The organism is Conservatibacter flavescens (assembly GCF_002795425.1).
In the GTDB taxonomy this organism is placed as follows: Bacteria; Pseudomonadota; Gammaproteobacteria; order Enterobacterales; family Pasteurellaceae; genus Conservatibacter; species Conservatibacter flavescens.
Map to the genome: position 1 here is coordinate 1 of NZ_PHHA01000019.1, position 12620 is coordinate 12620.

Sequence of the window (12620 nt, forward strand, 5' to 3'; positions counted from 1 at the left end):
TTTTTTTTTTGTGTTTTTGGGGAGGGGGATTATTCATTACACCCATCACACTCTATTTCATTCCAGTATTCCTTCCTCTCATTACACCGATTTATTTTGTCGTGCTATTGTGTATTCAGGTAGCAGCTTCATTTGAATATGTTGTCAGTATCCAAGTCAAAGTCTAATAGTAAGTAAGCGAAATTATTATGTTAGCTTTTTGATTACTGAAGAGACTAATGGGGAAAATAGTTTATAAAAAAATACCGCACTTAAAAGTGCGGTATTTTTTTAGTTAATTTTATTAGTATTCATATAATGTTAATTCAAAGTAAGATGAGACAGCATAAATATGATCAAATATATCTGCTTGGATTTTCTCATAGTTTACCCAGCGATTATCGGAAGTAAAACAATATACTTCAATGGGAATACCAAATTGATCTGATTCTAAATGTCTTACCATGCAAGTTAAATCTTGTCGAATCATTTCATGTTGGTGAATATAATTTTCGATATATTGGCGGAATAAACCTAAATTAGTCAGGTTACGCCCATTCACTAAAATTTCTCGGTTATATTGATGAGATTGGTTATATTCATGGATTTCTTCTATTCGTTGTGCGATAAAGTTTTTCAATAAATCTACTTTCATAAATTTTTCTAACTCTTCATCAGATAATAATCGAACAGAGCTAAACCGTACTTTAAAAGAGCGCTTGATGCGTCTTGCCCCACTTTCAGTCATTCCTCGCCAGTTTTGGAATGCATCGGAAACTAAAGAATAAGTAGGAACAGTAGTAATTGTATTATCAAAGTTCTGGATTTTTACTGTAGTTAAATTAATTTCAGTCACGGTACCATCTGCACCATAGCGGTTAAATGTGATCCAGTCTCCGATTTTAACCATGTTATTGGTTGATACTTGGATACTAGACACGACACCGAGAATCGTATCTTTAAAGAGTAACAATAATACGGCAGATACGGCACCCAGCGCAGTAAAGAATGTGCCTAAACTTTGGTTTGTGATATTAATATAGGTACTTGCTATGGCACAAAAAACCACAAAGATGAATGTGATTTGGGAAAAACTATCCATCGGTTTATCTTGAAAACTAGGTTTAGTTTTCAGATAACGGACTAACGTTTTTAAGAAGATTTGAATTAAGATGACTATCAATAGGGTTTTGACAATCGCAACCATATTGGCAATTACATTATAAACAGACTGCTGTGTCCAAATTAGCGCTGCTATGCGCTCAAATAAGGTGAGTGGGACAAATAAGACGAGCGTGTTAATAAACTTGCCGCTTAAAAGTAGTTCTAAGAATTGATATTTTTGTGTTTTACGGATTTTATCTCTTAATTTTCGTAACAAAATAGAACAGATCTTGGTAAATCCCCAAAGGAAAATCACAAATAGCAAAATCATAGTCGAAATAGAGATTAAGCTAACGTATTTTTGCGGAATATCTAAGGACTGTAAGAAGTGTGCGTACCATTGATAAAAATGGAGTAGATTATCGTTCATATAGTCTCCGTTTTAATAACTGAATAATATAATAGGGGGATTTTAACAATATTTTAATATTTTTTCGAGATGAAATTTGAGAAAAGGGATAACAATCCGTTATCCCTATAATAGAGGTTTATTGTTTTACACATTGTTCAGCAAGCAAGACCCCAACAGCAGTTGTTAACGTCGCGTACTCTCCTAAATTTGTCCAACTCCAATGAATATTGGTATATTTTTGACCAGTTTCTGTCACAATTGGTACAAGCCGTTGGGTAGTATTTTTGAACGTGAGATTTATCGGCTGTTGGTTTTTTTGTTTATTTTTACTACTTTTGGTGATGTAAACAAGGCTTATTGATTTATTGTCTTTGCATTGGTAACGAATAGCTTTGCTTTTTTGCTGAATAGCATTATCAGATGGAAGCACTGTTTGATTTTGCGGCGTGTCTATTTGTGGCAGAACAAATTGGCTACACCCAGTTACTACCAGTGATAATAAGGGGATCCAAGTTTTGATTAACATAATAATAAGCCTTTTTGATTGGTAAATCGGAGGTAGTTACCTCCGATAAGTTTATTTACGATAAATATAAGTACCGTCAGCTTGGCGAATAAATCGAGTACCATCTTGTAAACGCATTTCGGTAACTCGGCCATTGCTATTTAAAGATACTTGTACTTTGTCACCAGGCTTAAAGCTACTTAATGTATTGCCTGCTCCGTTAGCTTTGGTCATCGCATTCACATCAGAAATATTTAAGTTGTGATTACGGAAGACTTGCATAAGTGAAACACCTTGTTGGATAGTGAGTGTTTTTGTATTGCTTGCAGTAGTGCTACGGTTTTCTGTTCTTGCTGGTGTCGCTTCTACAACTGGCGCCGCTTTTCGTTCGGTGCGAGGTTGTTGTGCTGGTTGTGTTTGAGCAGGTTTTGGAGCAGCCGCTTTTTCTTGACGTTCTGTACGTTGCGCTGTGTTTTGTCTCTCTGTTGGACGTTGTGCCGTTTGGGCTGGTTTTGCAGGTTGCGGAGTTGGACGAGCGGCTTGTTGTGGCTGCGGTTGAGCAGGGGTCTTTTCTACTTCACGCACTGGCGCTGCAACAGGTGTAGTTTCTTGTGGTGATGCTAAAGAAACACTGTTAGCGATATGACCAGCCATACCCGCTAAGTGGGTTTCTGTTGTAGACGTATTCACTGCGTTCTGCTCAGGAGTAGCACTTGGTGAATCAGCACCAGTGTCTGAAGCTGAAATGTCATCAGTAGCCGGATCTTCTGTTATCTGAATTTCATTTTGATCAAGGGGTTGAAATTCGATAGGTAAATTATTACTGTTTTGCGCTTGGAGAGCATCAACCGTGTTTGATTCTGGTTTTAACCATAAGAAAAACAAAAGGAGTAAAATTGCACCGGCTAATGCAACGACAAGGCGACGATGTTTTTGTGGTAACTTTTGTAGCAACGCCCAATTTTCTGGATGTTTCCAATTTGAGGAAGATTGGGTAGGCGACATCGGTTGTGATTCTGTCGTATCTTGGGTTGATTGGGTATGTACTGATTCAGCCTCTACATGAGATGGCTCTTGAACAGGCGCTGATGTCTCTAAGCTTGGCTCTGCTGTGTCAGAATGAGTTGAGGATCCAACACTCATGTCACCAAAGACAGGTTCTTTACGCTCAGTATTGTTTGGCATGGCTTCTCCTTTTTTATTTAATGATCCAATGAATCCTTTAGCTTTGTCCAATAAAGATGCTTTTGGTTCAATAATTTTTTTCGGAGTGATAGGTTCCATTTGGCTAAACTCTAAATCTAATTCGTTTTGCTTCGGTTGATCCGACGGGTTTCTTTTTTCAGAATCCACAGTAATACCTCAATTAAAAATAAATAAAAAAACAAAAAAGTTAGTTGTCATTTTAGCGGATTTTTTCGTTTTTACCTAATTAGAATAAAGTGTTTTATTCGGCTCATGAGGAATTTCACGTGCTAATTTCGGGACAAGATAACCAGATGTGATACGTTGTAATTCTTTGTAAATATTGACCGCACTTTGATCATCAAGATAAAAATGAGCTGCCCCAGCGACCTTATCAAATAAATGTAAATAATAAGGTAAGATGCCAATATTAAATAGTTGATCGCTTAACTGTTTGAGTATTTGAGCATTATCGTTGATGTTTTTGAGCAGTACAGATTGATTAAGTACAGTAACATGACTTTCTTTCAGTTGTTTTATGGCTTGTGCAAGTCGTCCATCAATTTCGTTAGGGTGATTAATATGGGTGACTAAAACGACATTTAGGCGATTTTGGGCAAATAGTGAACATAATTCAGTTGTAATACGTTGTGGAATAACAACTGGTAGGCGAGTATGGATACGCAAACGGGTTAAGTGCGGTATGTTTTCCAAATGTTTTATTAGCCATCTTAATTCGTGATCTTTAGCCATAAGCGGATCCCCACCGGAGAGGATGACTTCTTCTATCTCAGTATGTTCTGCTATATAGTTTAACGCAATCCGCCAGTTCTCTTTATTTCCTTTATTTTCTGAATAGGGAAAATGGCGACGAAAACAATAACGGCAGTTAACAGCGCAACCTCCCTTTACCATAAATAGCAAGCGATTATGATATTTGTGTAAAATATTGGTGACGGGGGTATGTTGTTCATCAAGGGGATCGCGTGTAAAACCTTCGACTTCCATAAATTCAGCCTGTGAACCCATTACTTGTAAAAAGAGCGGATCGTTTTTATCTCCTTTTTTCATTTTATTGACGAAAGGAATTGGGACACGTAGTGGAAATAAACGGCGTGCGGCAAGGTCTTTTTCAAAATCAGAAACGGGTAATGAAAGTGTTTCCAAGAGTACTTTAGGATCAGAAATCGCATTAGCAAGGTAATCTGTCCAACTTTGCTCTTCTCTAATAGGGGAATTTTGAGTTAAAATACACACTTTTAAAACTAGCTAATTATATCTTTGAGGAAAACATGGCTACATATACTACCACTGATTTCAAACCAGGTCTAAAATTTATGCAAGATGGCGAACCTTGCGTTATTATTGAGAATGAATTTGTGAAACCTGGTAAAGGGCAGGCATTTACACGTACGCGTATTCGTAAATTAATTTCGGGTAAGGTATTAGATGTTAACTTTAAATCAGGCACTTCTGTTGAAGCGGCTGATGTGATGGATTTAAACTTAACTTATTCTTATAAAGATGAAGCCTTTTGGTACTTTATGCACCCAGAAACATTTGAACAATATTCTGCGGATGCTAAAGCGGTTGGTGAGGCTGAAAAATGGTTATTAGACCAAGCTGAATGTATCATTACTTTATGGAATGGCTCCCCTATCAATGTTACTCCACCAAACTTTGTGGAATTAGAAGTTGTGGATACAGATCCTGGCTTGAAAGGTGATACTGCAGGCACCGGCGGAAAACCAGCAACATTAAGTACCGGTGCTGTGGTTAAAGTTCCATTATTTGTACAGATTGGTGAAGTTATTCGCGTAGATACGCGCTCAGGTGAATATGTTTCACGTGTAAAATAACCACTTCATACGTATAGATCAAATTAAGCGCCTATACGATTGATATTGTTGTTGAATCACTCATGAGTGGTTCGACAACAAATTCTTTTCAATTCTTTATGGCTATTTGTTAGAATAGCTTTATTCTATATTCTATTTCATATCACATTAGTTATGCGCATTCCAAGAATTTATCATCCAGAGCCTTTAGCAACCCAGCGTATTTGTCAGCTTAGTGAAGAGGCGGCAAATCATGTCGGACGGGTTTTACGTATGGGCGTTGGCGAGGCACTTGAATTATTTGATGGAAGTAACCATATTTATTCAGCCAAGATTTTACAAGCAGATAAGAAGCAAATTATTGTGGAGATCGGGGATAGCCAATGGGCAGATAAAGAATCAAATTTATCTATTCATTTAGGGCAGGTAATGTCGCGTGGTGAACGTATGGAATTTACGATTCAGAAGTCTGTGGAGTTAGGGGTGAATGTGATTACGCCTTTATGGTCCGAACGCTGTGGAGTGAAGTTAGATGCTGAACGCATGACGAAAAAAATCCAGCAGTGGCAAAAAATTGCCATTGCGGCTTGTGAACAGTGTGGACGTAATGTGATTCCAGAAATACGACCAATGATGAAGCTACAAGATTGGTGCGCAGAACAAGATGGCGCATTGAAATTGAATTTGCATCCTAGAGCGCAATACTCTATTCGTACTTTACCGGGGATTCCTAATGAAGGCGTGCGTTTATTGATCGGTTCAGAAGGGGGATTATCGCCACAAGAAATTGAGCGTACTAAGCAGCAAGGCTTTACCGATGTTTTGTTAGGCAAGCGAGTATTGCGAACGGAAACAGCAGCTTTAGTGGCGATAAGCGCGTTACAGCTCTGCTTTGGTGATTTAGGTTAATTAGTGTATAGGAGGCAATATGGAGTTACAAGATCATTTTCTTATTGCAATGCCACATCTTACAGATGAATATTTTTACCGCTCCGTCATTTATATTTGTGAGCATAATGAGCAGGGATCAATGGGATTAGTACTGACTCAACCAACCGATTTGACGGTGGCAGAATTAGTAGCGAAGATGAATTTTATGATGGCCAGTTCACGTCATTATCCAGAGCAGGTAGTATTAGCTGGCGGGCCGGTTAATTTAGAGAATGGCTTTATTTTGCATACCAAAGCGTTTCAAGATTTTCAGCATAGTTATCGCATAACGGATAATTTATTATTGACCACATCTGGTGATATTGTTGATACATTTGGTACACCATTTGAACCAGATAAATATTTAGTGGCACTAGGCTGTTCGAGTTGGTTGCCAAATCAATTAGAAGCAGAAATTGCAGATGATTCTTGGTTAGTGGTGCCTGCGAATGAACGAATTCTGTTTGATGTGCCTTGTGATCAGCGTTGGTTAGAGGCAACTCAGCTATTAGGCATTCAGCATAGTAACCTTGCTTATCAGGCTGGGCATTGCTGATGGAATTAACTGCGATTGCGTTTGATTTCGGTACCAAGAGCATTGGTTGTGCTGTAGGGCAAAGCATTACCGGTACGGCGCAGGGATTGCCCGCGTTTAAAGCACAAGATGGCGTTCCGGATTGGAATGCGATTGAACGAGTCATAAAAGAATGGCGGCCCGATATCGTGGTAGTCGGATTGCCGTTGAATATGGATGGCACTGAGCAAATGCTAACACTGCGGGCTAAAAAATTTGCTGCTCGTTTACATGGGCGCTTTGGCGTTAAAGTACAATTACAAGATGAGCGCCTGACAACAACACAAGCGCGTGCTGAAATTTTTGAACGTGGCGGTTTTAAAGCGTTGCAAAAAGGGAAAATTGATAGTATTTCCGCTTGTCTAATTTTAGAAAGTTGGTTTGAAGAAAATGGATAAGGTGGGGAAGTTCCCCACCTTAAAAGTGCGGTTCATTTTTAGTTAATTTTAAGCAAGATAGGCCTTAAGCATCCAAGCTTGTTTTTCTACATCAGCAATGAAATCGGATAATAGCGAATCTGTTCCTACATCATTTTCGCATAATTCTAGTCCTTGTCTTGCTAAATTTAAAAATACATCAAAGCTATTTTTTAGATTGTTAATCATATTGGCTTCAGTTAATTCATTTTCAGGCAGTACATTGATTTGATTGAGTTGCATAACTTCAGTTAAGTTTAATAATGGTTTGTCGCCAATGATTAATAAGCGTTCTGCAATTTCATCTTCTTGTTCAAATCCCCAATTATAGAGACCTTCAAAAGCTTTATGTAATTCATAAAAACCTTTGCCTTTGATCATCCAGTGGTATTTTTGCATTTCGAAAGTGAACGATTTAAGCGTAGCATGTAGTGTTTTTAATACTTGAATTTTAGACATAAAATATTCTCCTTGAGTTTCGTCTTGTTTGAGAGCAAGTCTATTATAAATAATAGGTAAGGGTTATCAATCTATTATTATGATTGGTTTTAGGAATTGATTTTGGTTTATTAAGTGTTAAATGTTATCAATTTGTGTTTTTATAGCATTTGGGAGGCTTTTTTACGATGGCTACAAATGCCTTGTATTGTATCTATCGGAGTATAAGTGTATTATTCCCTTGAACATTTAAGACCATGAGGTAAACCATGTATAAAAAATTCTTCGTGATTCGACCGCTCTTCTGCGGCCTTTTGTTCAGTAGCTTGTCCTTTTCGATACAAGCAGAAACAACAGAGCCGGTTGAAAAAAAACTATGGGTTGATGAACAGCACGGTAGTATTCGTAGTACATTGCATTCTTGGGCTAATTCTATTGATTCTTGGTTTGATGAAACTGATCCCAATAATCCAGCAACAGCATCTATACGCGTAATGCTAGATAATCAATGGAATCGTTATGATGGTTACTCCATAAAACCTCGTGTACGCGGGAAATTACGTTTACCTGCGTTAAAACGTCGTTTTAGCTTGGTATTCGGTGATGAGTCTTTAGATACAGAGATTACCGAAACCCACCTTGATAATAATTACACCGATAAACCGAAAGATAAGCATTACAATAGAACGCAAGCTCGTAATGATAACTCTTCATTAGCATTACGCTGGTCGACATTACCTGATGATCTTGGTGTCGATTTGGATTTTGATATCGGGATTCGATCGGGGGATGACTTATATTTGCGTGCAAAAGGTGAAAAAATTTGGGCGCTTCAAGATGATTATAGTGTACGTGCTGAAGCCATTTACCGCTATGGCATAGACAGTAAACATTATGTGCGTGGGAATGTAGAACTTAAACATGATGATACTGAAACTACATTCACGGCAAACAGTATATATTTGCAATATACGAATGATCTTAAAAAAGAAGAAACGGTTTGGGGAAATAGTTTATATCGACAACATAATTTTACCGGCAACAAGCGCTTAAATTATGGTCTATTTGCAGGTGGATATTTTAAAGATAAAGAAGGTAGCTTAAACACATATGGTCCATTTATCAGTTATCGCCAACCCATTTTACGGCAATGGCTGTTTATTCAACCTGAATTAAGTTATTACAATGATAAGCGTGAGGATCGTAGTCATTACTTGCGAGCCTTTTTACGTATTGAAGCGATCTTCTAAGTTCGTTAATATATTTAAATCCCTGTGTTTGCAGGGATTTTTTATATGTTTAGGAGAAAGTGCGGTTAATATTTTGGATTTTTTGTAGACGTATGGAGAAATATATCGTCAAAGTTTTCATCACAAATGGCTTTGACTGATGGGTGTTGGACCATACGGTCAACAAAGATAACATAATAAGATTCCGTAATTTCATGTGTGCGCCCTATTTCGACTAAACCTTCAATTTCTTCTTTACACACCGTAGGAATAATAAAAACCGCATTTTGTGATAAGCCAAAGGCTTTCATGAGCGCCGCATCGTCAAATTCTCCAATGATATCGACGTTTAAACCTTTCTGGTTTAACCAAGATTGTACTTTTCGTCCTAATGCTGTTCGTCCACCCGGTAATAACATTGGATTGTCTTCTAAACAGGCCGGAAACGGTTTAGTTAAGATTGGGTTTAAGGCAAAGAAACTGAGATCGGATTCCCCGAGTTTGACAGAATAAATGCCGGCTTGTTGAGCCGAGTCTATTGGACAGTCAGAAAGGAGCATATCAAGTTTATGTTGGCGTAATTGCTCCAAAAGTAGTTCATGTGTCGATTCAAAACAACGTAATCGCATGCTGTTATTTTGGCTCACCACGCGTTGCAGGATTTTACTGACTAATGATTTTGAAAGCGCATCTGCAACCCCCACATCAAAAAGCAGATAGTTTTCTTTGTGGTAGTTAACGATTTCCATCATCTCCTGGCTTAACGTAAACATTTTTTCACAATAACGAAAAATGAGCTGTCCCAGTTGGCTTGGTTCAACGCCACGCCCATGGCGCTTAAATAGTTTTCCGTTAAAACGTTGTTCTAATGCTCTAATTTGGCTTGTGACTGCTTGGGGGGTTAAATTTAGGCTCTGTGCCGCTTGGGTCACAGAACCGGTTTTACAGACAAGCCAAAAATAGTAAAGCTGATTAAAATTAAGATGCATATGATTTATTCATTTTGGTCGTACGGTTGAGTAATACATAGCCAATAATCGCGGATAATGTAGAGCCTAATAAAATACCTAAACGAGATAAAGTATTAATATTTTCACCGACAGCACCTTCAAAGGCAAGGCCTGCAAGGAACATAGACATAGTAAAACCAATACCACATAGTACGGCGATCGCAAGAATTTGTTTAAAATTAATGCCTTCTGGTAATTTAGCAATATTTAATTTTACGGCAATATAGCTAAAGGCAAATACCCCAATAGGCTTACCTAATAATAATCCTAATGCAATACCTAATGGGAGTGGAGAGGTGAGCATATCAAGACTAATATTGCCTAATGATACCCCTGCATTAGCGAAAGCAAAGAGAGGAAGAACGAAGAATGAACACCAAGGTGCTAAAATATGTTCAAAAGTATGTAGCGGCTCTTCTCCATTTTTACCACGTAACGGAATACAAAACCCAATAATCACACCCGCTAGTGTAGCGTGTACGCCAGATTTTAAAACAGCTGCCCATAGAATTAATCCCACAAACATATAGGCGCACAGCGAAGTTACTTTAAAGCGATTCATGATAAATAATACAATGATTGCTAGAGTTGCAATGGTTAAAGAAAGCAAATTGAGGCCACTTGAATAAAATAACGCAATAATAACAATGGCGCCTAAATCATCAATAATTGCTAAAGCAAGTAAAAAGACTTTAAGTGGCAATGGCACTTGTTTACCTAATAGCGCAACAATACCTAAAGCGAAAGCAATATCTGTTGCCATAGGAATAGCCCACCCGTTGTGTAACGCAGGCTCAGACTGTGTTATGAAATAATACACAATTGCGGGAACCACCATTCCCCCAATGGCGGCAACAGCAGGAAAAATCGCTTGTTGATAAGTGGAGAGTGAACCCTCCAGTAATTCTCTTTTTACTTCTAAACCAACTAATAAAAAGAAAACCGCCATAAAGCCGTCATTAATCCAGTGGATAAAGTCTTTATCTAAAATAAGCGGGCCGACTTGGATACTGACGGGCATATTTAATAAGGCAAAATAAAATGAATTGACATTGGTATTGGCTAAAATAATGGCAAGTAATGCGAAAACAAGCAATAAGATCCCACTCGCGGACTCTAACTGAAAAAAGCGTTTAATACTGTATAACATATTTGACTCCTAATTCTCATTTTTATCGTTTTTCAACTTCATTCAACACATGGTCAAGCTCGTTTGTTGTGTGATTTTTCTTTGTGCTCACTTGCTTAATTTTGGAATGAATTGGTTTAACCATATAATAAAACAAGATTATATGAGTAATTGTGTTATTTTGACAAATTAAATTTACATATTTGGTGAGCTAACTCACACTTTTTAGTTAGATCTAAGCCTCATAGAGATTTTCGACCCCATTCGGTAGAATGCGTACGTTATCTTCGGTTCGAATGCCGCCATAGACACGGAGTTTGGCAAGCTTTTCCCAATTAAAATAGCGAGATAAAGCGTGATTTTTCCAATGATCTAATAACATATCAATGAAATAAAATCCCGGTTCAATGGTGAGTACCATATTGGGTTGTAAATCACGAGTGCAACGTAGACTAGGATAAATATCGGGCGGCGCTTTGTGAGAACCTCGAATATTTTGTAGAAACCCACCTGTATCATGAACCTGTAATCCCAGTAAATGCCCAAGTCCATGAGGGCAAAATGTGCGACTAATGCCCTCCTCAAAAATAGCATCTGCAGATAAATGCACAAGATCAAAGTCATGTATGATGTTTGAAATCATTTGGTGCATATGTGTGTGATATGAAAGAAAATTATAGCCAACTTGTAAACTGGCAATAATGTGATGTTTTACCTGATCCATTGCTTGAATCATGGCGGCAAATTCATTATTTTCAAATGAATAAGTACGGGTAATGTCTGCAGCATAGCCTAGATAGCTTGCACCAGCATCAATTAATAAGCTATGTTTTTGTGCGGGGATTTCATGAGAAAGCTGAGTGTAATGCAAGGTGGCCGCGTGTTGATTAAAGGCAATAATATTGCTATATGGTACGGAAATATCGGTTTGCTTTGTGGCTTGCAGATAGGCGAGATTTAATGTGTATTCACTGTGCTCAGCCTGTAGGTAACATTGTTGAATATGTTGGTGGCCCATATAAGCGATCGATTGCGCTTGTTTCATACAGGCTATTTCATAATCTGTTTTTATACTGCGGTGATAATGGAAAAAATTCAGTATTTTTTGAGGATTAATTTGATGAAATCCGAGTTCTGAGGCCCAATTATCATGTGCACCCAAATAAGCACAGCGAGTAGTATTTTTTAAGAAAGGAATAATGTCTTGTTTATGAGATAAAATGGTCCATTCAAATGCTGTTGTCCAAAAGTCATCTTGTGGTGGCGCTGTGTAGTGCCAATAATCTTGGGGAGAGTATAAATATAGATGAGGTTTATTTGTCCCATCAATATATAGCCAAGATCCTTCAGCAGTGGTATTCGGGACAAAATAATTAAATAACGGGTTGATTTTGAAAGGCTTTGTTTGGTCATCTAAAAAATAATACTCTTCTTGCCCCGCATGAATCCAAATCCCCTCTAAATGGCTACGGAAGATGGCATCTTGACTGAGTTGTTGTAAGTGTTGGAGATGTTGTTGAAATAATTCTTGCATACGTGACATAAATAGTTCCTGATTTTTGACCGCACTTTGGTGTATGATAGAGTATTCTGATTAAGAATGCGAAGTTTTTATATGATGACTGATATAACTGAAATTATCCCAAGCCAGACTCTTGATGCAATAGGATTGCGTTGTCCTGAACCTGTGATGTTAGTTCGTAAACAAATTCGTCATATGCAAGATGGAGAAATTCTCCTGATGCTTGCAGATGATCCTGCGAGTAAGCGTGATATTCCTGGTTTTTGTCAATTTATGGATCATACCTTATTGGCCAGTCAGGTAGACAATCCGCCTTTCCAATATTGGATTCGTAAAGGAAAATAGGGCA

14 protein-coding genes are annotated in these 12620 nt (G+C 37.9%); 6 read left to right on the plus strand and 8 right to left on the minus strand.

The window, feature by feature from the left end:
* Positions 1-283 precede the first annotated feature (283 nt).
* The 4 genes from CVP05_RS08215 to epmB form a co-directional block, all read right to left on the minus strand.
* A complete protein-coding gene (locus tag CVP05_RS08215; RefSeq protein WP_100289095.1) occupies positions 284-1513 on the minus strand; it encodes a mechanosensitive ion channel family protein in 1230 nt (409 codons plus the stop codon).
* Positions 1514-1631: 118 nt separating this feature from the next.
* Positions 1632-2021: an MliC family protein gene (locus CVP05_RS08220; protein WP_100289096.1), complete on the minus strand. Its 390-nt coding sequence runs from the start codon at positions 2019-2021 to the stop codon at positions 1632-1634.
* 51 nt (positions 2022-2072) lie between these two features.
* Positions 2073-3353 carry an opacity-associated protein OapA gene (oapA, locus tag CVP05_RS08225; protein WP_100289097.1) on the minus strand — a complete coding sequence of 427 codons (1281 nt, stop codon included), beginning with the start codon at positions 3351-3353 and terminating at the stop codon, positions 2073-2075.
* A gap of 75 nt (positions 3354-3428) precedes the next feature.
* A complete protein-coding gene (gene epmB / locus CVP05_RS08230) occupies positions 3429-4442 on the minus strand; it encodes an EF-P beta-lysylation protein EpmB (protein WP_100289098.1) in 1014 nt (337 codons plus the stop codon).
* Positions 4443-4477: 35 nt separating this feature from the next.
* Between epmB and efp the strand changes: the two genes are divergently transcribed.
* From efp to ruvX, 4 genes are all read left to right on the plus strand, one after another.
* Positions 4478-5044, plus strand: a complete 567-nt coding sequence (gene efp / locus CVP05_RS08235) for an elongation factor P (RefSeq protein ID WP_100289099.1) — start codon at positions 4478-4480, stop codon at positions 5042-5044.
* Positions 5045-5197: 153 nt separating this feature from the next.
* On the plus strand, positions 5198-5932 hold the full coding sequence (gene rsmE / locus CVP05_RS08240; RefSeq protein WP_100289100.1) for a 16S rRNA (uracil(1498)-N(3))-methyltransferase: 735 nt from the start codon (positions 5198-5200) through the stop codon (positions 5930-5932).
* Between the two features lie 19 nt (positions 5933-5951).
* Positions 5952-6509 (plus strand): YqgE/AlgH family protein, encoded by a 558-nt coding sequence (locus CVP05_RS08245; protein WP_100289101.1) that lies wholly within the window; start codon positions 5952-5954, stop codon positions 6507-6509.
* Entirely contained in the window at positions 6509-6925 is a 417-nt protein-coding gene (gene ruvX, locus CVP05_RS08250) for a Holliday junction resolvase RuvX (protein ID WP_100289102.1), read from the plus strand. Before CVP05_RS08245 ends, ruvX begins: the two co-directional genes overlap by 1 nt.
* Before the next feature lie 48 nt (positions 6926-6973).
* Here ruvX and CVP05_RS08255 read toward each other — a convergent pair whose 3' ends face one another.
* Entirely contained in the window at positions 6974-7402 is a 429-nt protein-coding gene (locus CVP05_RS08255) for a Dps family protein (protein ID WP_100289103.1), read from the minus strand.
* 248 nt (positions 7403-7650) lie between these two features.
* Between CVP05_RS08255 and CVP05_RS08260 the strand changes: the two genes are divergently transcribed.
* Positions 7651-8631, plus strand: a complete 981-nt coding sequence (locus tag CVP05_RS08260; RefSeq protein WP_243389221.1) for a hypothetical protein — start codon at positions 7651-7653, stop codon at positions 8629-8631.
* Between the two features lie 65 nt (positions 8632-8696).
* Here CVP05_RS08260 and nhaR read toward each other — a convergent pair whose 3' ends face one another.
* From nhaR to pepQ, 3 genes are all read right to left on the minus strand, one after another.
* Positions 8697-9599, minus strand: coding sequence for a transcriptional activator NhaR (gene nhaR, locus CVP05_RS08265; protein WP_165773145.1), 903 nt, complete (start codon positions 9597-9599; stop codon positions 8697-8699).
* Positions 9589-10770, minus strand: coding sequence for a Na+/H+ antiporter NhaA (gene nhaA, locus CVP05_RS08270; RefSeq protein ID WP_100289105.1), 1182 nt, complete (start codon positions 10768-10770; stop codon positions 9589-9591). The genes nhaR and nhaA overlap by 11 nt, the downstream gene beginning before the upstream one ends.
* A 214-nt stretch (positions 10771-10984) precedes the next feature.
* Positions 10985-12283, minus strand: coding sequence for a Xaa-Pro dipeptidase (gene pepQ, locus CVP05_RS08275; protein ID WP_100289120.1), 1299 nt, complete (start codon positions 12281-12283; stop codon positions 10985-10987).
* An 84-nt stretch (positions 12284-12367) separates the two neighbouring features.
* Here pepQ and tusA point away from each other — a divergent pair, with 84 nt between their 5' ends.
* The gene (tusA, locus tag CVP05_RS08280; RefSeq protein WP_423739129.1) at positions 12368-12616 is read left to right on the plus strand and encodes a sulfurtransferase TusA; all 249 of its coding nucleotides are present in this window, start codon (positions 12368-12370) and stop codon (positions 12614-12616) included.
* Positions 12617-12620 lie beyond the last annotated feature (4 nt).